This window comes from Saccharothrix sp. NRRL B-16348, assembly GCF_001280085.1.
Lineage (GTDB): Bacteria > Actinomycetota > Actinomycetes > Mycobacteriales > Pseudonocardiaceae > Actinosynnema.
In genome coordinates this window covers 46,711-70,614 of sequence record NZ_LGED01000208.1, presented here as the reverse complement: position 1 = coordinate 70,614, position 23,904 = coordinate 46,711, and the positions used below count along the sequence as shown (strand labels likewise).

General features: G+C 72.6%; 19 protein-coding genes. 12 read left to right on the top strand and 7 right to left on the bottom strand.

The features are described 5' to 3' along the window. Position 1: 1 nt before the first annotated feature. The 9 genes from ADK67_RS25515 to ADK67_RS25475 all read left to right on the top strand — a co-directional run bounded on the left by ADK67_RS25515 (position 2) and on the right by ADK67_RS25475 (position 10,632). Positions 2-2,638 (top strand): condensation domain-containing protein, encoded by a 2,637-nt coding sequence (locus ADK67_RS25515; protein ID WP_053719032.1) that lies wholly within the window; start codon positions 2-4, stop codon positions 2,636-2,638. Then, on the top strand, positions 2,635-3,963 hold the full coding sequence (locus tag ADK67_RS25510) for an aminotransferase-like domain-containing protein (protein WP_053719031.1): 1,329 nt from the start codon (positions 2,635-2,637) through the stop codon (positions 3,961-3,963). Before ADK67_RS25515 ends, ADK67_RS25510 begins: the two co-directional genes overlap by 4 nt. 99 nt (positions 3,964-4,062) lie before the next feature. Further along, on the top strand, positions 4,063-5,472 hold the full coding sequence (locus ADK67_RS25505; RefSeq protein ID WP_053719125.1) for a class I adenylate-forming enzyme family protein: 1,410 nt from the start codon (positions 4,063-4,065) through the stop codon (positions 5,470-5,472). Positions 5,473-5,476: 4 nt separating this feature from the next. Next, positions 5,477-5,752 carry a hypothetical protein gene (locus tag ADK67_RS25500; protein WP_053719030.1) on the top strand — a complete coding sequence of 92 codons (276 nt, stop codon included), beginning with the start codon at positions 5,477-5,479 and terminating at the stop codon, positions 5,750-5,752. Beyond that, positions 5,752-6,834 carry a 4-hydroxyphenylpyruvate dioxygenase gene (gene hppD / locus ADK67_RS25495; protein WP_053719029.1) on the top strand — a complete coding sequence of 361 codons (1,083 nt, stop codon included), beginning with the start codon at positions 5,752-5,754 and terminating at the stop codon, positions 6,832-6,834. The genes ADK67_RS25500 and hppD overlap by 1 nt, the downstream gene beginning before the upstream one ends. After that, entirely contained in the window at positions 6,831-7,739 is a 909-nt protein-coding gene (locus ADK67_RS25490; RefSeq protein WP_053719028.1) for a phytanoyl-CoA dioxygenase family protein, read from the top strand. Before hppD ends, ADK67_RS25490 begins: the two co-directional genes overlap by 4 nt. After that, positions 7,727-8,710, top strand: a complete 984-nt coding sequence (locus ADK67_RS25485; protein WP_231648353.1) for a thiamine pyrophosphate-dependent dehydrogenase E1 component subunit alpha — start codon at positions 7,727-7,729, stop codon at positions 8,708-8,710. The genes ADK67_RS25490 and ADK67_RS25485 overlap by 13 nt, the downstream gene beginning before the upstream one ends. Beyond that, the gene (locus ADK67_RS25480; RefSeq protein ID WP_053719027.1) at positions 8,710-9,678 is read left to right on the top strand and encodes an alpha-ketoacid dehydrogenase subunit beta; all 969 of its coding nucleotides are present in this window, start codon (positions 8,710-8,712) and stop codon (positions 9,676-9,678) included. The genes ADK67_RS25485 and ADK67_RS25480 overlap by 1 nt, the downstream gene beginning before the upstream one ends. A 15-nt stretch (positions 9,679-9,693) precedes the next feature. Beyond that, positions 9,694-10,632 (top strand): alpha/beta hydrolase, encoded by a 939-nt coding sequence (locus ADK67_RS25475; protein ID WP_053719026.1) that lies wholly within the window; start codon positions 9,694-9,696, stop codon positions 10,630-10,632. On the opposite strand, the gene ADK67_RS25470 is transcribed toward ADK67_RS25475, so the two are convergent. The 4 genes from ADK67_RS25470 to ADK67_RS25455 all read right to left on the bottom strand — a co-directional run bounded on the left by ADK67_RS25470 (position 10,622) and on the right by ADK67_RS25455 (position 19,259). Then, the gene (locus tag ADK67_RS25470) at positions 10,622-11,695 is read right to left on the bottom strand and encodes an alpha-hydroxy acid oxidase (RefSeq protein WP_053719025.1); all 1,074 of its coding nucleotides are present in this window, start codon (positions 11,693-11,695) and stop codon (positions 10,622-10,624) included. The two genes, ADK67_RS25475 and ADK67_RS25470, sit on opposite strands and share 11 nt — an antisense overlap. A 210-nt stretch (positions 11,696-11,905) precedes the next feature. Further along, a complete protein-coding gene (locus ADK67_RS25465) occupies positions 11,906-12,268 on the bottom strand; it encodes a hypothetical protein (protein ID WP_197289605.1) in 363 nt (120 codons plus the stop codon). Further along, a complete protein-coding gene (locus ADK67_RS25460) occupies positions 12,265-15,987 on the bottom strand; it encodes a tetratricopeptide repeat protein (protein WP_157620826.1) in 3,723 nt (1,240 codons plus the stop codon). The genes ADK67_RS25465 and ADK67_RS25460 overlap by 4 nt, the downstream gene beginning before the upstream one ends. Before the next feature lie 476 nt (positions 15,988-16,463). Next, positions 16,464-19,259 (bottom strand): AfsR/SARP family transcriptional regulator, encoded by a 2,796-nt coding sequence (locus tag ADK67_RS25455; protein WP_331459338.1) that lies wholly within the window; start codon positions 19,257-19,259, stop codon positions 16,464-16,466. A gap of 188 nt (positions 19,260-19,447) precedes the next feature. Here ADK67_RS25455 and ADK67_RS25450 point away from each other — a divergent pair, with 188 nt between their 5' ends. Beyond that, on the top strand, positions 19,448-20,227 hold the full coding sequence (locus ADK67_RS25450; protein ID WP_157620825.1) for a methyltransferase domain-containing protein: 780 nt from the start codon (positions 19,448-19,450) through the stop codon (positions 20,225-20,227). A gap of 34 nt (positions 20,228-20,261) precedes the next feature. On the opposite strand, the gene ADK67_RS25445 is transcribed toward ADK67_RS25450, so the two are convergent. After that, entirely contained in the window at positions 20,262-20,735 is a 474-nt protein-coding gene (locus ADK67_RS25445; RefSeq protein ID WP_157620824.1) for a hypothetical protein, read from the bottom strand. Positions 20,736-20,838: 103 nt separating this feature from the next. Next, positions 20,839-21,645 (bottom strand): helix-turn-helix transcriptional regulator, encoded by an 807-nt coding sequence (locus ADK67_RS25440; RefSeq protein WP_053719019.1) that lies wholly within the window; start codon positions 21,643-21,645, stop codon positions 20,839-20,841. Between the two features lie 137 nt (positions 21,646-21,782). On the opposite strand from ADK67_RS25440, the gene ADK67_RS25435 reads away from it, so the two are divergent. Together ADK67_RS25435 and ADK67_RS25430 are read left to right on the top strand one after the other, a co-directional pair. Next, the gene (locus ADK67_RS25435; RefSeq protein WP_053719018.1) at positions 21,783-22,562 is read left to right on the top strand and encodes an NAD(P)H-dependent oxidoreductase; all 780 of its coding nucleotides are present in this window, start codon (positions 21,783-21,785) and stop codon (positions 22,560-22,562) included. A 57-nt stretch (positions 22,563-22,619) separates the two neighbouring features. Continuing rightward, positions 22,620-23,429 (top strand): phosphotransferase family protein, encoded by an 810-nt coding sequence (locus tag ADK67_RS25430; protein ID WP_053719017.1) that lies wholly within the window; start codon positions 22,620-22,622, stop codon positions 23,427-23,429. Between the two features lie 57 nt (positions 23,430-23,486). On the opposite strand, the gene ADK67_RS25425 is transcribed toward ADK67_RS25430, so the two are convergent. After that, positions 23,487-23,861, bottom strand: a complete 375-nt coding sequence (locus ADK67_RS25425; RefSeq protein WP_053719016.1) for a VOC family protein — start codon at positions 23,859-23,861, stop codon at positions 23,487-23,489. Positions 23,862-23,904 lie beyond the last annotated feature (43 nt).

The following is a 23,904-nucleotide window of genomic DNA, read 5'->3' as shown; positions in this document are numbered from 1 at the left end:
CGTGCGGTACCCGCTCTCGTTCGCGCAGCTCCGCTACTGGTCGCTCGACGGGCCGGCGGCGGTGCTGCGGCGCGCCCGGCGGCTCGACGGCCCGGTGGACCCCGATGCCCTGCGCCGGGCGGTGGACGCCGCGGTCGTCCGGCACGCCGCCCTCCGCACGTCGGTCGTCACGGTCGACGGCGAGCCGGAGCAGGTCGTGGCGGACACCGCCGAACTGCCCGTCGCGCACGAGGAGTCGGCCGAGCCGTTCGACCTGGCCACGCCGCCGCTGGCGCGCGTCGCGCTGGTCGGGCCGCCGGAACAGCCGTCGCTCGTCGTGTCCGCGCACCGGGTCGTCGCCGACGGTCCGGCGCTGGACCTCCTGCTGGACGAGTTGTGCACCGCGTATGGAGGCGGAGAGCTGCCCGAACTCTGGATGGACTACGGCGACTACGCCGTGTGGCATCGCGAACGCCTGGCGGGGGAGGAGTTGGAGCGGCAACTGGCGCCGTGGCGCGAAACGCTGCGCGACGCCCCCGCCGGTCTTCCCCTGCCCGCCGACCCGCCGTCCACGCCGTCCTGGGGTGAGGTCACGGCCGAGGCACCCGGCGACCAGGCCGCCGCGCTCGCCGCGTACGCGGTCGTGCTGTCCCGCTACGCCAGGCAGCGCGACCTGGTGATCGCCTTGCCCGTCAGCGGGCGCGTCCGGGCGGAGTTGGAGCGGATCGTGGGGCCGTTCGCCGACGTCGTGCCCCTGCGGGTGTCCGTCACCGGCACGTTCGCGGAGTTGCACGCGCGAGTGCGTGGTTCGGCCGCGGAAGCGCTGTCGCACGACGAGCTGCCGTTCGACAAGCTCGCCGCCGAACTCGGTGTGGCCCGTCCCGTCGTCGGCTTCTCCACCACCGGTCAGGCATGGGCCGACTTCCCGTTGGCTGATTTCCAATTGGACGCGGGGGAGAACGGCACCCTCAGGCTGGCCTACCGCGCGGACGTGTACGCAACGCCGTTCGCGGAACGGTTCCTGCGATCGGTCGTGGCGGTGCTCGAACACGCCGGGCAGCACCCGGACACTCCGGTCGCGGACCTTCCGCTGCAGCCGGGACAAGAGGCCGTCGCCCCGACGGTGCCGGACCTCGATGTGGTGCGGGCCCTCCGCGAGTCGGCAGCCTCTGTCACCGACAGCACCGGCACCGTGCCCATGCCCGAGGTGTGTCGACGTGCCGCTGTGCTGGCCCGGGTGATCGCCGAGCAGGGCACGGATCACCACGTCGGTGTGTGCGTCCGGCGCGGTGTGGGACTGCTCGTGGCCGTGCTGGGCACGTGGTGGGCGGGCCGGACGGCCGTGCTGCTGGACCCGGACCTCCCGTTGCCCGGCCTGGAGAAGAGCGTCCGGAAGTCCGGGCTCAAGCTGGTCGTGACCGAGGAGGAGCACGTCCCGATCGGTGACGCGACCGTGATCACTTCGGCGGAGGGCGAGCCGATCGACGCCGCGGAGCCGAACCCGGTCGCCTACGTCGTCGACGGTCGTGACGTCACGCATCGTGCGGTGGCCGACGTGCTCGCGGTGCTCCGCCGTGATCTCCCGCTGGGCCCGGGAGATCGTTTCGCCGCGGTCGGCGCCGCTGTCGACGTCGCCCTGATGGAACTGCTGCTGCCCCTGGTGTGCGGTGCGGACGTGGTGGTCACCGATGGCAGGAACCTGGACGGGATCACCGCCCTGCACGCGTCGGCGTACACCTGGCGGCACCTCCCGACCGTGCCGGACAGCGTGCGACTGCGGCTGTGCACCGGCCTCACACCGGAGCTCGCCGAAGCACTCGACACTCCGGGCACGGAGCTGTGGCACCTCCACGGCGACGCCGAGTCGGCGCTCTGGCCGGTGGCCGGGCGCTGGCCCGCGACGAACCGCTCCGGAGCCGGAATCCTGGACGAGCGCGGTGTGCCCGTGCCGATCGGCGCCATCGGCGAGGTGCACGTCGGCGAGCACGCGACCGGCGACCTGGCGCGGTGGCGGGAGGACGGACGCCTCGACCTCGTCGGGCGCACCGATGCCAAGGTGGAGGTCCGCGGCAGGTGGGTGGACCCCGGTGGGATCGCGGCGGAACTCCGAACGCACCGGGCCGTGCGGGACGCCGTCGTGATCGGTGCGCCGAAGGACGGCGAGACGGCGTTGGTCGCGTACGTGGTGTCCGACGAGAGCGGCGAAGGCCTCCGGCGGCACCTGCGCGCCACGCTGCCGGAGCGGATGGTCCCCGAGCTGTTCGTGGCACTGGACGAGCTGTCCGACACCCTGCCCGAGCCCGACTGGGGGCAGCCCCGGGACGACGTCGAGCGGACGATGGCGCGGATCTGGGCCGACCTGCTGCGCACCACCGACCGGATCGCCGTGCACGACAACCTGTTCGGGCGCGGCGCCGGGTCGTTGACGGTCATGCGGTTCGCCGCGAAAGTCGCCGAGGCCTACGGCGTGAACCTGCCGCTGCACCGGATCTTCGCCACGCCCACCATCGCCGCGCTCGCGGCCATCGTCACCGCGGAGCGGCAACCCGAACCCGACGACGGGCTGGCCGAGCTGTCCGACACCGAGCTGGACGACCTGCTGCGCTCGGTGCTCGCCGCGCGCGACCGCCGCCGCACCGCGCGCGGGGAGGCGACGTGAGCACCGCGGAGACCGCCGACCTGGCCACCGCGGACCTGTTCGGCGGTCTGGAAGATCCCGCGGCGCACTCGATGAATTTCCTCAACGAGATTGCCGGGCGCTATCCCGAAGCCATTTCCCTGGCCGCCGGGAGGCCCACCGAGGAGTTCTTCGACCTGGCCGACGTGCCGCGATATCTGCGATTGTTCGGCGACCACCTGGAACGCAAACGGGGACTGACACCGGCCGAGGTGCGGCGCACCGTATTGCAGTACGGGCGCACCAAGGGCATCATCCACGAACTGGTCGCCGAGAACCTGCGGCGCGACGAGGGAACCGTTGTCGACCCCGAGTCGGTCGTCGTCACGGCGGGGTGCCAGGAGGCGATGTTCCTCGTCGCGCGCGCATTCCGCGCCGACACCCGGGACGTCCTGCTCGCGGTGTCCCCGACGTACGTCGGGCTGACCGGCGCGGCGCGGCTGGCCGACCTGCCGGTGCGGCCGGTGGCTACCTCGGCGGGCGGGGTCGACCTGGCCGACCTGGTGGCCGTGATCCGCCGCGAGCGCGCCGCCGGACGCCGTCCGCGCGCCTGCTACGTGATGCCGGACTTCGCCAACCCGTCCGGCCTGAGCATGGACCTGGAGACCCGGCGGGCGCTGCTGGAGGTGGCGCGAGAGGAGGACGTCCTGCTGGTCGAGGACAACCCGTACGGGCTGTTCCACGGCGGTGCGCGGGTGCCGACGCTCAAGGCGCTGGACGAGCACCGCAGGGTGATCTACCTGGGGTCGTTCGCCAAGACGGTGCTGCCCGGGGCGCGCGTCGGGTACGTGGTGGCCGACCAGCGGGTGGCCTCGGCGTCCGGCGGGGTGGGACTGCTCGCCGACGAGCTGTCCAAGATCAAGAGCATGGTCACGGTGAACACCTCGCCCATCGCGCAGGCCGTGATCGGTGGTGCGCTGGTCGAGCACGGCGGCAGCCTGGCCGACGCCACCGCCCGTCAGCGCGAGCTGTACGCGGGCAACCTGCGCCGCGTCCTGGACGGTCTCGCGGCGCGGTTCCCGCAAGGCGGCGACGTCACCTGGACCGCGCCCAACGGAGGGTTCTTCGTCGTGGTGGGCGTTCCCTTCCCGGTGGACGACGCGCTGCTGGAACGGTCCGCCCGCGACTACCGGGTGTTGTGGACGCCTATGGGTCATTTCTACGCCGGCGCGCCGCCCGTGCACGCGCTGCGGCTTTCGTTCAGCGCGGTTTCCCCGGAGTTGATCGACACCGGGCTGGACCGGCTGGCGGCATTGATCGACGACACCCGCGACCGATTGGCCGATAGTGCCTCGGCCGAGCGGTGACGTAGGCTTCACCACGTTCATTTCCTTGCCGTATCGCTTCGGCACGCGTATCAGTTCGGCATTCGTTCACCGCAGGCGCGCGATCGGGCGGGGGTGTTCGTGACACGTCATCTCGCGGAGACCGGGTCCGCTCCGGTGGCAGGCCCCGAGTGGGTGGACGAGATCCTGCTGCGCGGCCCGGACGCCCAGGTGTGCCTGCACGTCGACGGCCCGGTGGACCGAGCCGCGCTGCGCCGCATGGTCGCCGAGCGCCGTGTCCGGCTGGAAGCGGCGGGACTGCGCGCGGGCGGCTCGCTCGTGCTGCGCCTGCCGCCGTCCCTGGCGTACGTGGCGAACCTGTTGGCGGGCTGGCGGATCGGCGCGCAGGTCGCGCTGCTGGACCACCGGCTCACGCCGTTCGAGGTCGACGCCGCGCTGGCAAGGCTGGCGCCGCAGGTCGTGGTCGCGCCCGGTGTGGTGCGCGGCAACCCGTTGCGCGCCTTCGCCGACGTCGAGGAGACCGTCACCCCGCACCCCGGCCGCCCCGCCGCGACACCGCACGCGGTGATCCAGCTCAGCTCCGGCTCCACCGGACCGTCCAAGGTGATCGGACGCACCGCGGCGGACCTGATCGCCGAGGTCGACCGCTACACGCGCATCGACGGCGTGCCGCTGCCCGGCGAGCGGATCGTCGTGCTCGCCTCGATGGTGCACGTGCTGGGGTTGGTCGGCGCGCTGCTCTACGGGCTGCACGCGGGCGTCCGGATCCGGCCGCCGGAACGGCTCACCGGGGACGGCGTGCTGGCCGCCGTGGCCGCCGAGACCAGCCCGGCGACGGTGCTCGGCGTCCCGTTCCACATCGGACTGCTCGCCTCGGTCGCCGAACCGCCGCGCCTGCCCCAGTTGAAGCGGATGACCACCGGCGGCGAGCTGGTGCCCGCCGCGACGGCCACCGCGTTCCTGGACAAGTACGGCGTGCCGCTGGGCAACATGTGGGGCATGACCGAGGTCGGCGTCATCGCCACCGACCTGTTCGGCGCGCACCGCCCCGCGCTGACCCCGGCACCCGGCCTCGCCGTTGTCGAACGTGCCGGCGAACTGCTGGTGAGCAGGCCGGAATCGCCCTACGTCGGCCTGTCCGACCCGACCCGCTGGTCCGACGGGTGGCTGCGCACCCGGGACGCGGGCGTCGTCGACCCGGCCACCGGCCTGGTCACCGTCAAGGGCCGGCTGGACTCGCAGGTCTCGGTGGGCGGGCTCAAGGTCGACCTGACCGAGGTCGAGGCGACGCTGACCGCGCTGCCGGGCGTCGAGGCCGCCGTCGTGCTGCACGACGACGTGATCACCGGCTACGTGCAGCTCGCGACGGGCGCGTCAGTCGACGCCGTCCGCGCCGGTCTCGCCGAGCGGCTGGCCGGCTACAAGCGGCCGAGACAGCTGCACGTGCTGGCGGCGATGCCGCGCACCACCACGGGAAAACTCGTGCGCGACCGGTCGGTGCTCCGCCAGGCCCAGCGAGAAGGAAGGTGATCCGATGAGGACGCCAGACCGCCCCGTCGCGGACGGGGGAGCCGGGGTGGGTGGGCCGGCGCCGGGCCGGGACGAGGTCGTGGCGATGCTCGCCGGCCTCGACGGCAGGTCGGCGCGGGACGTGCCCGAGGGCATCGAGTCGATGGAGCTGGCCTGGCTGCTGCACCAGGTCGAGCAGCGCTACGGGGCGCGCCTGGAGTTGGACGAGGACCAGTACGGTCGGATGACCACCATCGACGGCGCGGTCGACGTGCTGCGGGAAGCGATCGGGGCGGCTTGATGCGGATCTCCGGCATCGACCACATCGAACTGTACGTAGGCGACGCCAAGCAGGCGGCGTTCTACCTGTGCACCGCGTTCGGGTTCCAGGTGCGCGGCCAGGGCGGCCCCGAGACGGGCTTGGGCGAGCAGCGCTCGCTGCTGCTGCGCCAGGGCGAGATCCAGGTGGTGCTGACCTCCGGGCTGAACGCCGAGCACCCGGCCACCGAGTACGTGCGCCGCCACGGGGACGGCGTGGCCGTCGTCGGCATCGGCGTGGACGACGCGGCGGCGGCGTACCGGCTGCTGGTCGAGCGCGGCGCGCAACCCCTGTCGCCGCCGAAGGTCTACGGCGATGGCGAGCAGCGGGTCGTCGTCGCGGAGGTCTCCGGCTTCTCCGACGTGACCCACCGGCTGGTGGAGCGGCACGGCGCGCGGCGCGAGTTCCTGCCCGGCGCGCTGGTCGTCGACGAGCCCGACCCGTACAGCGACGGCAAGCTGCTGCGCGCCATCGACCACCTCGCGATCTGCGTGCCCGCCGGGCGGCTGGGCCCGACCACGCGCTACTACGTCGACGTGTTCGGCTTCGAGCAGATCTTCGAGGAGTACGTGGAGGTCGGCGGGCAGGGCATGGACTCCAAGGTGGTGCAGAGCCCGTCCGGGCAGGTGACGTTCACGCTGATCGAACCCGACCCGGACCGCACCCCCGGCCAGATCGACGACTTCCTGACCTGGCACGAGGGCGCGGGCGTCCAGCACGTCGCGTTCGGCACGGACGACATCGTGCGCGCGGTCGGCACGCTGTCCGGGCACGGCGTCCGCTTCCTGGGCACGCCCGGCGCCTACTACGACTCGCTGGAGGACCGCGTCGGCCACCTGGACGCGCCGCTGGACGAGCTGCGCCGCCTCGGGGTGCTGGTCGACCGCGACCACTGGGGCCAGCTGCTGCAGATCTTCACCGAGTCCGTGCACGTCCGCCGCACGCTGTTCCTGGAGATCATCGAACGCCGCGGCGCGCTGACCTTCGGCAGCGGCAACATCCGCGCCCTGTACGAGGCCAAGCGCGGTGAACTGTCCGGCACCACCGCTGGGGAGGACAAGTGACCGAGGTGAACGCGCTCGCGCTGACCGAGCGGGAACGGGAGCTGCTCCCGACCGACGACGAGGTCCGCTTCTTCGCCGAGCACGGCTGGTACCTGTCGAAGAAGCTGCTGTCCGACGACGAGGTGGACGAGCTGGCCGCCGCGGTGGACCGCTACTACGAGGGCGAGCGCAGCCGCCGCCTGCCCTCCCGTCCACCGCGCCTGGCCTACTGGGAGCCCGCGCACGGCGACGTGCAGCGGCACAACGACTACGTGCACTACGAGAGCGACGGCATCGCCAAGGCACTGCTCAAGCCGATCATCGGCGCGGTGGCGGCGCGCCTGGCCGAGGCGTCGGAGATCCGGGTGTTCCAGTCGACCCTGATCTACAAGCCGCCGATCGCCGACGAGCCGTCCAACGTCGTGCCGTGGCACTTCGACAAGCACTACTGGTCGTCGTCGTCCTCCGACCGGATGCTGACCGCGTTCATCCCGTTCCACGACTGCGACGAGGAGCTGGGCACCATCACGATGGTGGACGGCAGCCACCGCTGGGAGGAGGTCGGGTTCGACGACAGCACCACGCGCCACTTCGCCGACCGCGACCACGACCACCTGGAGGACCTGCTGTCCGCCAACGCCGCCCACAACGGCGTGAGTGTGTCCAAGATCCCGATGATCATCCCCAAGGGGCACATGAGCTTCCACCACTGCCGCACCTACCACGGCAGTGCCGCCAACCGGTCGACCCGGCCGCGCCAGGCGATCTCGCTGCACCTCCAGGACGGCGACAACGCCTTCCGCGACTTCCGGCTCGCCGACGGCACCTCGGCGTTCTACAACCACGACTCGCTGGTGCGCCGCACGCACGACGGCAGGCCGGACTACGCGGACCCGGAGTTCTGCCCGCCGCTGTGGCGCTCCTGAGCGCGGCGGCGCACGCCGACCTGTACCGGACCGTCCGGTTGATCCGCCGGTTCGAGGAACGGGCGGTCGAGCTGGTCCGCGCGGGCGACATCGTCGGCGGCATCCACCCCTGCACCGGGCAGGAGGCCGTCGCCGCCGGGGTGTGCGCAGCGCTGCGGGCCGACGACATGATCACCAGCACCCACCGCGGGCACGGGCACGTGCTGGCCAAGGGCGCCGACCCGAAGCGGGTGCTGGCCGAGCTGGCCGGCCGCACCACCGGGCTCAACCGGGGGCGCGGCGGGTCCATGCACGCCGCGGACTTCCGGCTGGGCATCCTCGGCGCGAACGCCATCGTCGGCGCGAACGCGCCGATCACGGCGGGCGCGGCGTGGGCGGCCAAGCGGGCGGGTGACGGTCGGGTGGCGGTGAGCTTCTTCGGCGACGGCGCGGTCAACCAGGGCGTGCTGCTGGAGTCGCTGAACCTGGCCGCGCTGTGGCGGCTGCCGGTGCTGTTCGTCTGCGAGAACAACGGCTACGCCACGACGCTGACCGTGGCGGACGCGGTCGCGGGCACGATCACCGGGCGGGGCGAGGCGTTCGGCATCCCGTCGACGACGGTCGACGGCATGGACCCCGTGGCCGTGCTGGACGCCGCGCGCACCGCCGTCGACCGCGCCCGGGCGGGCGGCGGGCCGTCGTTGATCGAGTGCGTGACCTACCGGTTCGACGTGCACCACACGTGGGAGCACCGTGCGCGGGTTCGGTATCGCCCGGACGACGAGATCGTCAAAGGACGGTCGCGAGACCCGTTGGAAATCCAGGGTTCCCGCTTGTCCGATGTGGACCGTGAGCGTGTCGACGCCGAAGTGGAGTCTCTTGTGGACGACGCGGTGGCGTTCGCGTTGAGCAGCCCCCACCCGGACCCGGAGGACGCCTTGGACCACCTGTACGCCACCGGGTTGCGCGGTCGACCGGGGGACGGTCGCTGATGCCGTGGCTGTCCTACCGCAAGGCCCTCAACCGGGCGCTGGGCGACGAGCTGGCCCGTGACCCGGCGGTGTTCGTGCTGGGCGAGGACGTCCGGGTCGCGGTGTCGAACGTGACCGCCGGGCTGCTCGGCCGGTTCGGGCCCGAGCGCGTCCTCGACACGCCCCTGTCCGAGCAGGCGTTCACCGGGTTCGCCACCGGGGCGGCGCTGGCCGGGATGCGGCCGGTCATCGAGTTCCAGATCCCGGCCCTGCTGTTCCTGGCGTTCGAGCAGATCGTCAACCAGGCGCACAAGTTCTCGCTGATGACCGGCGGTCAGACCGCCGTGCCGGTGACCTACCTGGTGCCCGGCTCGGGGTCGCGCGCCGGCTGGGCCGGGCAGCACTCCGACCACCCCTACGCCCTGTTCGCGCACGCGGGCGTGAAGACCGTCGTGCCCGCGACGCCCGAGGACGCCTACGGGCTGGTGGTGTCCGCGATCCGCGACGACGACCCGGTGGTGGTGTTCGCACCGGCCGGGGCGTTGGACGTGCGGGTGGACGTCGACTTCGCCACGCTGGCCCCGGTGCCCCTGGGCGTCGGGCGGGTGCACCGCGAAGGCTCGGACGTCACCGTCGTCGCCATCGGCCACCTGGTGCACGATGCGCTGGCCGTCGCCGACGAACTGGCGGGGGAGGCGTCCGTGGAGGTGTTCGACCCGCGCACCGTCTACCCGTTCGACTGGGACGGATTGGCCGGCTCCGTGCGGCGCACCGGGCGGCTGGTCGTGGTGGACGACGCCAACCGCACGTGCGGCATCGCCGCCGAGGTGCTGGCCACCGCCGCCGAGCGGTTCGACCTCAGCGCCCCGCCCGCGCGGGTGACCAGGCCGGACGGCGCGGTGGTGCCATTCGCGCCCGCGCTCGACCGGGCCGTGCAGCCCGACCGCGACCAACTCGCGACCGCGATCCGCAAGGTGCTCAAGGACTGACCGAAGGAGGCCTCCGTGCCGCTGGACCCCCAGGTGGCGCAGCTGCGCGCCCGCCGCGTCGCGGACGGCGTGCCGCCGCTCTACACGCTGACCGTCGAGCAGGCCCGCGCCGCCGACCTGGCCGCCGTCCGGGCGGGTGCGGGCGCGGGCGAGCCGGTGCGGCACGTGGTGGACCGCCACGTCCCCGGACCGGGCGGCGACCTGCCGGTGCGCGTCTACCGGCCGACCGACGACACCGGTCCGCTGCCGACGCTGGTGTACCTGTTCGGCGGTGGGTGGGCGTTGGGCAGCGTGGAGACGTCCGACGGGATCTGCCGGTCGCTGGCCAACGCGGTGCCGTGCCAGGTGATCACCGTGGGCTACCGGCTCGCGCCCGAACACCGGTTCCCGGCGGCCGTGCACGACAGCTACGCGGCCGTGGCGTGGATCGCCGAGCACGCCGACGAGTTCGGGGTCGACCCCGGTCGGTTGGCCGTGGCCGGTGACAGCGCGGGCGGAAACCTCACGGCGGCCGTGACGCTGCTGGCCCGCGAGCGGGGCGGCCCGTCGCTGGCCGCACAGGTGCTCGTGTACCCCAACACCGACTACCGCGCGGACACGGAGTCGTTGCGCGACAGCGACGACCCGGGGTTGTTCAACCGGCACTCGGTGGCGTGGTACTGGTCGCACTACCTGGCCGACCCGGCGGACGGGCTCGACCCGCTGGCGTCGCCGTTGCGCGCCGACGACCTGTCGGGGCTGCCGCCTGCGCTGGTCGTGACCGCCGAGCACGACCCGTTGCGCGACGAGGGCGAGGAGTACGCGCGGAGGTTGGCGTCGTCGGGCGTGGACGTCGTCTCGACGCGCTATCCCGGCATGGCGCACGGGTTCTTCGCGATGACCGAAGTCCTCGGCGCGGCCCGCGAGGCGCACGCCGAGGTCGCCGCCTACCTGCGGGCGCGGTTCACACCCTGACCGTGCGCAGCCGGCGCGCGTCCTCGACGTCCCGGCAGCCGGCGAGCCGGAGCGCGGTCTCGAACTCCTGCCGGATGACGTCGAGCACCGCGGTGACGCCCGGCCGCCCGGCCGCCGCGAGGCCCCACAGCACCGGGCGGCCGAGCAGGACCGCGTCCGCGCCCAGCGCCAGCGCCCGCAGGACGTCGACCCCGGTGCGCACTCCGCTGTCCAGCAGCACCCGGCACCGGCCGCCCACCGCGTCCACCACGTCGGGAAGGATGTCGAGGGAGGGCACCGCGCCGTCGAGCTGGCGCCCGCCGTGGTTGGAGACCACGAGACCGTCCACACCGGACTCGACGGCCTGACGGGCGTCCTCGGGGCTCAGGATTCCCTTCAGCACCAGCGGCAGCCGCGTGTGCTCCTTGATCCAGTCGAGGTCGCTCCACTTCAGGGAGGGGTCGAAGACGGCGCTGGTGTGCCGGGCCACCGCTGAATCGCCGGCCCGGCGTTCGCCGACGTCACCGCCGATGTTGACCGGCCGCATGCCGGGCGGCAGCGCGAACCCGTTGCGCAGGTCCCGGACGCGCCGCCCCATCACCGGCACGTCGACGCTGAGGACGACCGCGCGACAGCCGACGCCCTCGGCCCGCCGGAGCAGGTCCGCGACGACCTGCCGGTCCTTGAGCCAGTACAGCTGGAGCCAGTGCGCGCCACCGGCCGCCGCCACGTCCTCGATCGGCTCGGCGCCGAGCATGCCCAGCACGTTCGGCACCCCCGCCGCCGCGGCCGCCCGCGCGACACCGCTCTCCCCGTCCGGGTGGACCAGGCGCTGGTACGCCATCGGCGCGATCGCCAGCGGCAGCGACGACCACGCGCCGAACAGGTCGCGGCCGGTGTCGCACCGGGACACGTCGACCAGTGACCTGGGCACCACGGACACCCGGTCGAACGCGGCGCGGTTGGCGGCGAGCGTGACCTCGTCGCCCGCTCCGCCGGAGACGAAGTCCCGGACCTCGGGGGCCAGGTGCTCGGCCGCCAGGCGTTCGGCGTCGGCCACCGAGTGGATTACCGGTGCGGTCATGAGGTCGCGCGGCGGCGGACGAGGGCGCGGTCCCCGAGACCAGACACAGGCGGCTCCCAAAGCACCGGGTGCGAACCACCATAAAGCCACCAGCCCCGCACCCGCACCACACAGGTTCGGCCCGAACCCGGACTGCACCAACCAGCCGAACATCCACGGCCGACCCCTCGGCGATCGCCGATTGCGCCAAGTGGCCGAGGCGGCACGGTGTCAGCGGTTGCCTTCGGTGTCCTCGGTGATCTCTTCGACCACGGCGTCGATGATCTTGTCCAGGTCTGCCGGGCTCGGGTCGTCGGTGCTCAGGCCGGCCCGGACTCGTTCGGTGATGGCCTCGCGCGAGGGCTTGGGGGATTTGTCGCGCACGTCGTTGTAGACGGTCCACGCCAGCGTGGCGACGCTGACGATCAGGGAGCCGAGGGCGATCGGGTCGAGGTACTGGTTGGCGCTTCGGGCGTAGAGCGCGGCTTCGACCTGGGCCTCCAGTTCCGGGCCGTGGTCGGGGGCGAGTCGCCGGGCCGCGGCACGCGCCGTGCGGCCGATCGGGTCGCGGGTCACCGGTTTCTGCTGGCTCAACTGTCCTCCTTGGACTTGGCTTCGAGGAACTCCCGGACCCCGGCGGGCAGCGGGCTGCCGGTGATGTCCGTCCAGCGTCGTTCCAGCGCTTGCGCGCCGATCGCGCGGTGCAACCGCGCCAGTTGGTGGTGCGCCGGGGCGGTCGTCCGGTGCGGGAACCGCTCGAAGAGCGCGACGCTGCGAATGGTCCACTCCAGCGCGCCGTCGGCGTCACCCCGGTCCCCGGCGAGTCGGCCCAGCTGCCCGTAGGCGACGGCCATCGGCACGTGGTCCTTCAGCGCCTCCTGGATCGCGATGGCTTCGCGGTAGTTCCGCTCGGCTTCGTCCCAGTGCCCGTGGTCGTGCAACGCCTCGCCGAGCAGGAGGTGTGAACCGGCTACGTTGCGCCGATCGTCGAGGTCCTTCCAGATGGCGATCGCCCGGTCCACGTGTCGCGTGACGTCGGCGAGCTGCTTGCGCTGCATGGCCAGGGCTCCGAGCGCCTGGTAGGACGCGGCCATGCCGGATCGGTCGCGCAGCCGTTCCTTGATGCCCAGGGCTTGGCGGTACCACTCGTCGGCCTCGTCGAACTGCCCGCGCACCTGCGCCACCATGCCGAGCTGGTGGTAGGAGGCCGCCTTCGCGCGCGGGTCGTTCAGCCTTTCGGCGATGTCGAGGGCCTGGTGGAACCACAGTGCGGCGGCGTCGAACCGATATCGCCGGATCGAGACCATGCCGAGCTCGTGGTACGCGCGGCCCCTGCCGTCCAGGTCGCCCAGCTCCGCCATGAGGTCGAGGGACTCGCGATACCGCTCTTCCGCGTCGTCCCACCGCCCGCGGGCCTGTGCCACGTCGCCGAGCTGGTCGAGGGTGATGGCCGTGCCGCGCCGATCGCCCAGCTCCCTCCGCAAGGCGAGGGACCTGTCGAGGTGGCGCTCGGCCTCGTCCCACCGGGCCCACTTCCTGGCCACGCTGCCGAGTTCGGTGAGCGCGGTGGCGATGCCGTGCCGGTTGTCCAGCTCTTCGTGGATGGTGAGGGCTTCGCGGTGCCACCGCTCCGCGTCCTCGCGCTGCCCGCGCTGCTGTGCCACCTGACCGAGCCGGTAGCAGAGGCCGGCACGGGTGTCCCGTTCCAGCGCGCCCCCGGGCTGGTCGGCGAGCTGGACGAGCGCCTCCTCGCAGACGGTGGTGGCGGCGTCGAGTTGGCCGGTGCGGGTCAGGTCGTCGGCCAGGGCGTCGACCAGGAACAGCCAGAGCTTGCCGGAGAGTTCGCCGAACGGCGGCGGGCCGTCGTCCGGCGAACTCAGCGCCGCCATCATGCGACCGATCCAGGTACGGGTCTCCGCGGTCAGACCACGGCGGTTCCAGAACTCCCTGAGCGTGGAGAAGAGGGTCCCCGCCTGCGCCCACAAGCGGTGCTCCACGGCGTGGCCGAGCAGGTGGCTCAGCATCCTGCGGTGCAGGCCGATGACCCGGTAGGTGTCGCCGGTCGCACCAGCCATGACCTCCTTGCCCATCAGCGCGCAGAACGCGGTGTAGGCGACGAGCAACGCGTGCTCCGCGGCAGCGCGTTGTGCCGGGAAGTCATCGGGGTCCTCGGCACGCCATCGGCCGGCGAGATGGGCGGGCAACGCCGGGTGGACGCCGTATGCGCCGACACCGAGCGTGGTGAGCAACCCCACGTGGGCCGCCCGGTCCAGCACCGCTTTCCACCGATCGGCGTCGACGTCCCGGAACCGCCGCGGGGTCGTCTTGATCTTGGAGAACGCGGCGAGCATGCTCGCGACGACCAGCCCGTCGAACAGCCCGACCGCGACCAGCAGACGGCGGTCGGCGGCGTCGAGGTGGCCGAGCGAGTAGGCGAGGCCGGCCGGCAACCGGTCGTCGGGATCGCCGCCGGGCGTTTCGGGGAGGGGGACGGCGCCGCGCAGGCCGGACAGCAGCGTCGCGGCGTCGGTGGTCTCCAGGTGGGGCAGGATCACCCGCATGCTCAGCGGGTGGCCGTGCAGCCACTCCAGCAGGTCGCCGAACGCGCGGTCGGCGCGCCGGGGCGTGGCGGCGGGCAACGGCGCCAGCAGGTGGTCGGCGTAGTCGATGGCCTCGTCACCGGTCAGGCCGCCGACGGCGACCCGGTGCACGTCGCCGAGCCAGCGTTCCCCGGTCCGGCTGGTGATCAGGACCGTGCTCCGGCCGTCGGCGACCTGGTCCAGGAAGTTCTTCAGCTCGGCGCGCCCGGCGTCGTCCACGGGCGTGGCGGGGTCGGGCATGGACGCGACGGACTCGAAGTTGTCCCAGATCAGCAGGCACCGGTGGGTGCGCAGCTCGTCCTGGACCAGCTCGCGGCGGCGGTCCGGGTCGTTCCTGGCGAAGTCCGCACCGAAGACGCGCAGCCCGATCGCCGAGATCACGCCGGGCAGGCCGAACGACGCGAGACCGGGTTCGAACGCGTGCCAGAGCACCCGTTCCGGCTGGTCGACGCCACCGGTGTCACGCCACCAGCGCCCGAACGCCTTGGCCAGCTCGGTCTTCCCGGTGCCCGCCGGGCCGTGCAGCAGGATCACCCGGCTCGTGCCGGCGGCGGTCTCCAAGGTATGCACCAGGCCGTCGCGGCCGACGAACTCCTCGGTCGGCTCCAGCGGGTCGTCCTGCGGTTCGGGGTGCTCCGTGCCGGGGCGGTCGACGGCGTCCGGCACGGTGGCGCCGGGCGCCGCGTGGAGTTGCGGGAAGCGGACCTCGCAGCGCGCGTAGTGCACCGGGACGGCCCAGTCCTCCAGCGGCAGCTCGCCCTTCGGGCTGGGTCGTCCCGGTCGTTGGGCCAGGCGCGCCCGCCCCGCGCGCACGGCGCCGCCGACCGTGTCACCGGCGAACAGCCGCTCGTAGAAGGCCGTCATGAACTCGGCCGCGGCCACCGCGTACACGTTGTAGGCCATGGCGACCACGGCCAGCGCGCCGCCGGCGAGCAGCTGGGTGGCCACGGCCGCCTCCAGGTGCTTGCCGAGCGCCCCCGACTGGCAGGCGTTGAGCACCACGACCGGCACCTGCGCCCTGTTCAGCACTTCGGCGACGCGGTGGGCCGGCTCGCCGCGCCGTTCGAAGTGCAGCACCCCCGTCCCGCCCGTCAGCGCGCCGTGCCCGTCGAAGTGCACGATCTGGAACGGTCTGCCCGCCTGACGTGCGGCCTGTAACGCCGAGTCCAACGCCTCCAGCGTGGGCGGGCGCAGCACCTCCAACTCCACCGGGCCGCGCACCGCCTCCAGCCGGCGCAGCAACGGGCGCGCGATCACCTGGTAGCCCACGTCCGACGCGCCGCGCGGACGGGCGATCACCATCAGCACCCGCAGCTTCTGCCCCTGCACCGCGACCGGGTCGTCACGGTGCCGACCCGGCAACGTGCGGCTGAACCCGACCCCGTCCAGCGCCAGTGGCTTGGGCAGGTGCGGGTCGCGCAGCAACTCCCACGGCATCCCCAACCGCTCCGGCAGCGCCGAGGACAGCACGATCTCCAGGTCGGTCGTGGCCCGGGTCCGGAACCCGACGTACGCCTCCCGCGCCGGACCGGACCCGAGCAGGGCGGCGAACATGGCCCGTCCCCACGTGGGGAGCAGCTCGGCGATCCGCGGACCCCTGGTCTCGTAGACGCCGTACGGCGCCCGCAGGTAGTCCTCCAGGTACCAGCGCAGGTCCTCCAGCTCGGCGCCGCCCAACGGCAGATTCAGCGCAGTGGCGTCAAGATCAACCACAACCCGATCCGCCACCCGGGACCACCCAGCCCTTCGCGACTCCGAGCCTTCGACTCACCACACTATCGGAAGGAGGAGTCACCGTCGGTCAAATCGAATTCGACAAAGACGCGCCGGCAACGGCACCTGCTCGCGTCCTCGCTTCGTCGTGCGGAGCGGAAGTCACCGGTCGAGACTGGGGGCATGAGCGAACAACCGGAGAACCCGCCAGAACCCCCACCGCCGGAGCACGGGCACGTGCGCACCCAGGGCGAGACCGACGTCGACGACGCCGTCGGTGCCGCCGACGACCCGGACTGACAGGTCGCCACCCGGATGAATTGCCAGTACGCCTTACCTCTATTGGTGACCACCGGCCCGTGACCGCGTCGTCGCGGCACGGCCACGGGCCGGTTCACGCACCACGAGGAATCCACTATTTAGCGGACGGCAAAGGTTCGTCACACGAAAGGTCTGCGGACACCGCAATTCACGGGTTATCCGCCGTCGGGTTGGTCGAGGGCGTCGAGTTGCCGCAGTGCGCGTTCAGCGTCGTCGTCGCGCCCTTGTCGCCGGTACAGCTCAAGGGCTTCCTGCCAGGCCGAGCGGGCTTGGTCATGGTGGCCGAGGGCGGAGTGTGGGTGGCCGAGGTTGTCGAGGGTGTCGGCGGCCGCGGTGGTGTTGCCGAGAGCGCGGCGCAGGGTGAGGGCCCGCTGGTAGTGGTGGAGGGCTTGGTCGTGGTGACCGGTGTGGTGGGCGATGAAGCCCAGGCTGTCCAGGGCGTTCGTCTCGCCTTCGGGGTCGTGGTGCTGTCGGTACAGGGTGAGGGCGGCCTGGCAGTGGGTGCGGGCGGTGTCGTAGTCGCCCAGGCGCGCGGCCAACCAGCCCACCGAGTTGAGCGCGTCGGCTTCCCGCACCGGTTGGTCGAGGGTGCGGTCGAGGTGCAGGGCGTGGCGGGCGTGCTCCATGGCCTGCCGGTCGTCCCCCTGCCGCACCCACGCCTGTGCGAGGGCGCGGTGGGTGTGGGCCTGCTGGGTTGGGTTGTGGTGGTGTTCGGCCAGGGCGAGGGCTTGGTGCAGGTGCCTGATGGCCTGCTCGTGCCGTTTCAACTCGGCGTGGGCGTGGCCGAGGAACCGGTGGGCACGGATGCGGGTGGCGGGGTCGGGCAGGTGGGTGGCGGCGTCGGCGGCGGCCTGCCACACGGCGAGCTCGTCGTGACGGTGCCCGCGCCGCCGGTGGAAGGTGTGCAGGGTCCAGGCCAGGTGCCACACGGCCTGGTGGCTGTGGTGGGCGGTGGCGGCGTGTTGGGCAGCGAGTAGGTGGGGGTGGTGGATGTCCAGCCAGGCCAGCGCGGACGGGTGGTCGGGCAGCGGCTGGGGGTGGGCACCGGGGTCGAGCCGGATCGGATCGCGGCTGGGGTCCAGTAGGTGGTCGGCGGCCTGGGCGGTGCGGAGATAGAAGTCCACCACCCGCTCCAGCGCCGCCTTTCGCATGTCGTCCGACAGGTCGCTGTGAGCAGTGGTGGTGGCGTAGGCGCGAACGAGGTCGTGCATGCGGTAGCGGCCGTCGGCGTCTTGGATGATCAGTGACGCCTGTTCCAGCGCGCGCAGCACGGTCCTGGTCCGGGCCGACGTGAGACCGGTGAGGTTGGCGGCGGCGGGCAGGCCGATGTCGGGTCCGGGTGCGATGGCGAGCAGTCCGAACGCTTGGGCCTGTTCCCCGGTCAGCGCGCGGTGGGAGGAGGAGAGCACGGCGGGCAGGCTCGCGGTCGGGTCGGTGTCGTCGAGCGTGTCGATCGCGCTGTCGCGCAGCTCGGCGGCGAGGGCGGCGAGGGTCAAGTGCGGGTGGGTGTGGGCGCGGCCGGCCATGATGCTCAACGCCAGCGGGAAGCCGCCGCACAGCCTGATCAGCTCCTCCACCGCCGCCGGCTCCGCGCCGACCCGTGCCGTGCCGAGTCGGTCGGTCAACAGGGCGCGGGCTTCGGTGTCGGTGAGGGTGTCGACGGACAGGTTGCGGGCTCCGTGTCCGGTGATCAGGCCCGACAGCCGGTTGCGGCTGGTCACCACGACGGTGCACGACCGGTCGCCGGGCAGTAGTGGGGCGACCTGGGTGGTGTCGGCGGCGTTGTCCAGGACCAGCAGCATCCGCCTGTCCGCCAGGAGGCTGCGGAACAGGGCGGCCCGCGCGTGGAGGTCGGCGGGGATGCGGCCGGGTTCGACGCCGAGGGCGTCGAGGAGTCCGCGCAGCGCCACCGCCGGGTCCATCGGCTCGCCGTCGGGGCTGAACCCGCGCAGGTTCACGAACAGCTGCCCGTCGGGGAACCGGTCGGCGTGCCGGTGGGCCCAATGCAGCGCCAGCGAGGTCTTGCCGATCCCGCCCGCGCCGGCGATCGCGGAGATGACGACCGTGGTCGACGCGTCCGAGGCGGTCCGCAGGGCTGCGTCGAGCCGGTCCAGCTCGCCGCCGCGGCCGACGAACGGTGTGGGAGCCGCAGGCAGTTGCCTGGGCACCACCGACTCGGATGCCACGGTGACGGGCGTGGTGTCCGCCGGCGCGGCGGTGAGGGCGGGGTCGGCGGTGAGGATCCGCCGGTGCAGCTCCTGCAGTGCTCTGCCGGGGTCGGTGCCCAGCTCCTCCACCAGCCGTTCCCGGACCCGCCGGTAGTGCTCCAACGCGTCGGCCGCACGGCCGGCGCGGTACAGGGCGAGCAGGTACTGGCCGGCCACCCGCTCGTCCAACGGGTGGTCGGCGACGCTCGCGGACAACCCGGCCAGGAGATCCTCGCCGTGCCCCAGCCGCAGCAGGGCGTCGGCGAGGTCGTGCTCGGCGTTCAGGCGCAGCTGGTGCAGCCGGTCGCGTTCGGTCGCGGACCAGTCGCCGTCGAGCCCGGACAACGCCTCCCCGCGCCACAACCCCAGTGCTTCCTCCAGCAGCGCCACCCTCTGCCGGTCGTCGCCGGCACGGGCACGCGCACACAGGTCGTGGAACACGTGGAGGTCCACCGCGGACCGCCCGGCCTCCAGCGAGTAACCGCCCGCCGCACGAACGACGTGCGCCGCACCCACCGCGGCCAGCACCTGGCGGAGCCGGGACAGGTAGCTCACCAGCGTCGCCCGCGCCCGCCGCGGCGGGCGCTCACCCCAGACCCGTTCGGTCAGGACGTCCACCGAGACCACCCGGCCCACGTCCACTGCCAACGCGGCCAGCACGCACCGCTGCCGTGCCGGACCCAGGTCGAGCCCGCGGCCGTCCACGAGCACGGCCACCTCGCCCAGCAGTCGGACCTCCACCACCTCGCCGCCACCCCCGCACTCGCGACAGCTCGCGCGAAGGCATGGATACCGGCGCTGACCAGCGGCTGCGGGATTTCGAGGCGGATTCACACGATTGGCGGCACACGGCGTGCGCTCGTCCTCAACGGGTGACCGGGCGTCGAAAATGGGGTGAGCGGCGGACGGCCGCGGGCGTAGCGTCGGTGACCGTGATCGGTGAGGCGGATGCGGGAGACGACCCGGCGGACGGCTGGTTCCCCGAGAGCGTGGCCGCGCGTTACGACACCCCGGGCGGCGCGAACGCGCCCGAGGCGGTGACGGCCGCGGTGGACGTGCTCGAGGACTTGGCCGACGGCCCGGTGCTGGAGTTCGCGGTCGGGACCGGTCGGGTCGCCGCGCCGCTGGCCGCTCGCGGCGTGCCGGTGAGCGGCATCGAGCTGAGTCGGGCGATGGCGGCCCGGATCGCGGACAAGCCGGGTGGCGACGCGGTCGACGTCACGATCGGCGACATGACGACCACGCGGGTGGCCGGTCGGTTCTCGCTGGTCTACCTGGTGTTCAACACGATCGACAACGTGACCACCCAGGACGGGCAGGTCGACGTGTTCCGCAACGCGGCCGCGCACCTGCGACCGGGCGGGCTGTTCCTCGTCGAGGTGGGCTTGCCGGACCTGCGTCGCCTGCCGCCCGGGCAGGACACCGTCCCGTTCACGGTGGCGCCAGGCGTCGACGGTGGCGGCTACGTCGGGTTCGACCAGTACGACGTCGTCACGCAGGAGTTCACGTCGAACCACGTCACCGTGTCACCGGACGGGACGGGCCGGTTCCGCCGCATTCCCTTCCGCTACGCCTGGCCTGCCGAGCTGGACCTCATGGCGCGCATCGCCGGGATGAGCCTGAAGCACCGCTGGGCCGACTGGGACCGCTCGGAGTTCACGGCCGAGAGCACCAAGCACGTGTCGGTCTGGGAAGCGGGCTCGAGCACATGACGGTGTGACAGGAGGCGAAGGGACGACTACCGGGTCAACCGCCCCCGCAGGTGACCCACGCGTAGAGCAGGTCACGATCTCCGGCCGCCGCACCGTCCACCTCGGACTGCGGAACCGATCGCAGCGCTTCGCGTGGCAGCGCGTCACGGCGAACCCTCGCGACCTGAGCGAGGCAATCGCTGCCGGCCCGCCCCGACACCACGACGTCCAACCCGCGCTGCAGCTCCTCCGGCAGGTCCACCGTCGTCCCACCCTCCCGCCAGGGAGCACCGGGACCGGAGACAGTCACGGTAGTCACGGCAGTCCCGGCCGGACCGGCGAAGACGTCCGCGTCCGGCAGCATCGCCACCCGGTCGAACCCCTCGACCGACAGCTCGGCGCGGAGACTGGCCGCGTCACCCGGACCCTCGAGGCGACCGACCTCGGCGATCCACAAACCCGCCGCCACCATGACCGCGACGACCGGGACAACCGGGACGAGCACCAACGCCACACGCCGCGCGGTCACCACGGCGCACAGCCGACAACGCGGCCGGCGCGGATCGCCGTCGTCAAGATCCCCATGAGACCGGAGTCTATTGGGCGCGGTCGCCTGTCCGACCTCCCCCTGCTCAGCCCGCGCCCAGGCCCGCGAGCAGGCGCAGCCCGTCCTCGGAAGGGCTGCCCGGGGCCGCGGACAGCACCAGCAGCTCCATGCCCGGCTCGTCCGGCAGCGCGAAGTTCTCCTGGTGCAGGTCGAGCAGCCCGACCAGTGGGTGCCGGTACGCCTTGCGCCCATGTGCGCGAGCGCGCACGTCCGCGCGGGCCCAGAGCCGGCGGAAGCGTTCGCCGCTCATCGCCAGCTCGCCGATGAGCGAGGCCAGGCGCGGGTCGTCCGGGTACTTGCCGGCGGCCAGGCGCAGGTGCCCGACCACGTCGCGGGTGCACTTCTCCCAGTCCGCGTAGAGGCCGTGCTCGGTCTCCTCGAGGAAGAGGTGCCGGGCGGCGTTCAGGCCCGGTATCGGCCTGCCGTAGAGGAGCCCGGCGAGGCGGTTCCCGGCGAGCACGTCCAAGCGGTGGTCCATGATCAGCGCCGGTGCGTCGGTGACCAGGCCGAGGACGCGCAGCAGCTCCGGCCGGACCCGCCCGCCCGGCGCCTTCGCGCGGCGGCGGCGCTGCCGGGCGAGCCGGTAGAGGTGCCCGCGTTCGGTCTCGTCGAGGCCGAGGACGCCGGTGAGCGCGTCGAGGACCTGCTCGGAGGGCTGGGTCGCGCGGCCCTGCTCCAGGCGCACGTAGTAGTCGACGCTGACGCCGGACAAGTGCGCGACCTCTTCACGGCGCAGCCCTTCGACCCGACGGCGGCTGTCGGTCGGGATGCCGACGGCCGCCGGGTCGACCCGGGCACGCCGGGTCCGCAGGAAGCCCGCGAGATCGTCCACGTCCCCAGTATGGCCTCGGTGGCGCCGGTGAAGGTGGTCCTGCCATTACCAGGAAGTCCGGACCGATGGAAGAAGCACCCCTGAACGCCGGGCGCCGCGGCTCCCAGAATCGGAGGCACCTCATCCGAAGGAGTTCCATGAAGACGCTGATCGTCTACGCCCACCCGGAGCCGAAGTCGCTGAACGCCTCGCTGAAGGACCTCGCGGTGTCGACCTTGGAGGCCGCCGGGCACGAGGTGCGGGTGAGCGATCTGTACGCGATGAACTGGAAGGCGGTCGTGGACTCCGCGGACTACGGTCCCGACGTCTCCAGCCCGTTGAAAGTCGCCTGGGAATCGGGTCGTGCCTTCGACGCCGGGACGCTCACCCCGGACGTCCTCGCCGAGCAGGAGAAGCTGCTGTGGGCCGACACGATCATCTTCCAGTTCCCGCTGTGGTGGTACGCCATGCCCGCGATCCTCAAAGGCTGGGTGGACCGGGTGTTCACCTACCACTTCGCGTACGGCGTCGGCGAGCACAGCGACACCAAGTACGGCGAGCGCTTCGGCGAAGGCACCCTCGCGGGCAGGAAGGCGGTGCTGTCGGTGACCGCCGGCGGTCCGGAGTCGCACTACGCCGCTCGTGGCATCAACGGCCCCATGGACGACCTGCTGTTCCCGATCCAGCACGGCATCCTCTACTACCCGGGCATCGAGGTGCTGCCGCCGTTCGTGCTGTACGGCACCGACCGGATGACCGTCGAGGACTACCCCGACGTCGCCAAGGCGTGGGAGCACCGCCTGCTCACCCTGGAGTCGACCGAGCCGATCGCGTACCGGCGGCAGAACTTCGGTGACTACGAGATCCCGTCGCTCCAGCTGAAGGAGGGACTGGAGCCCGCCGGCCGGACGGGGTTCGGGCTGCACGTGCGCGGCTGACCGCCGGCGGGCGGAATTCGCTGGCGCAGGCTTGATCGTTCACCCAGAATCGGCCGTGTGCTCGTCGCCCCGGACGCCGTCGTGGCCGACCACGGTCTGCCGACCGGGCCGGTGACCCTCCACGTCGATCGGCCCGGCCGGCTGGTCGCGCGGGTCGGCGGCTTCGTGGTGAAGGCCGACGAGCGGCCGGGGGCGTTCGTGCGGGAACGGGCGGCGACCGCCCGGCTCGGCTCGGCGGGCCTGCCGGTGTCGGAGGTCCACGGCAGTCGCGATGACACCCCGTCCCACCTGGTGCTGCGGTGGATCGAGGGTGAGCCGCTGACGGCGGCCGGCCCGCCGTCGGCGCTGCGCGAGGCGGGCCGGCTGCTGCGCCGGGTGCACGCCGTGCCCGAGAGCAGACCGGACACGATCGGCGAGTGGATGACGGACTGGACCACCTGGGTCCTGGACTGGCTGGCCGACTTCGCCGGGGTGCCGGCGCAGCGGTGCGCCGAGATCCAGGACTGGTGCCGGCGCCTCCAGCCGCTGATGACCGGCCGCGGCACGCTGACGCTGTTGGACGGCCGCCCCGACCACTTCGTCGTGCGTGACGGCCGGATCGCCGGCCTGATCGACCTGGAGGACGTCAGCGCCGGCGACCCCGCGATGGACCTGGCGGTGTTCGCGGTCGCCGACGAAGACCTGCTGCCCGCGGTGCTGGAGGGCTACGCGCCGACGAGGGCGGAAGCGGCCGCTTTCGACGAGCTGATTCCGTTCTACGTGCTGCTGCGCCGGCTCGCGGCAGCCAACTGGGAACACCAGCACGGCGACCCCGCCCGCACCGCCCGCCTGTTGGCGCAGGTGGCCAGGACGCGGATCTCTTCTTGACCTGGCCTGGAGTACACAGTGGACTGACCTGGTGCGACCGATTGCGGCGTCCTGTTGTCAGGCGCGGTCGTGGATGGTGACGGCGTACCCGTCCGGGTCGGCGAACGTGAAGGTCCGCCCGAACGGGCCGTCGGCGGGCGGGGTCAGGATCGGCACTCCGGCGTCGGCCAGGTGGTCGTGCAGTTGTTGGGCGTCGTCGGCGTGCAACCACAACGCCACGCCCGCTCCTGGTCGCGGCGCGACGGCGTCCAGATCGACACCCGGCAGTGGTGTCCGTACCGCGAAAGGTACCGGGGCAGTGGTGAACACGACCGCGCCCGGCGGGCTCGCCGGGGCACGGCGCAGCCCGAGATGCCTTTCGTAGAACGTGGCTGCCGCGTCCACGTCGCGCACCTGCAGTGCGATGAAGTCGGGTCCGGTCACCGTGGCCATGGGGTTGCCCTCTCTTCGATGTCAGGTTCCTGACATCCCGAAC

Excerpts from the sequence above, each read along its gene's own strand:
- ADK67_RS25435 (WP_053719018.1), top strand. The coding sequence starts at position 21,783 with ATGAAGACGCTGATCGTCTACGCCCACCCGGAGCCGAAGTCGCTGAAC.
- hppD (WP_053719029.1), top strand. The coding sequence starts at position 5,752 with ATGCGGATCTCCGGCATCGACCACATCGAACTGTACGTAGGCGACGCC.
- ADK67_RS25425 (WP_053719016.1), bottom strand. The coding sequence starts at position 23,861 with ATGGCCACGGTGACCGGACCCGACTTCATCGCACTGCAGGTGCGCGAC.
- ADK67_RS25480 (WP_053719027.1), top strand. The coding sequence starts at position 8,710 with ATGCCGTGGCTGTCCTACCGCAAGGCCCTCAACCGGGCGCTGGGCGAC.
- ADK67_RS25500 (WP_053719030.1), top strand. The coding sequence starts at position 5,477 with ATGAGGACGCCAGACCGCCCCGTCGCGGACGGGGGAGCCGGGGTGGGT.
- ADK67_RS25470 (WP_053719025.1), bottom strand. The coding sequence starts at position 11,695 with ATGACCGCACCGGTAATCCACTCGGTGGCCGACGCCGAACGCCTGGCG.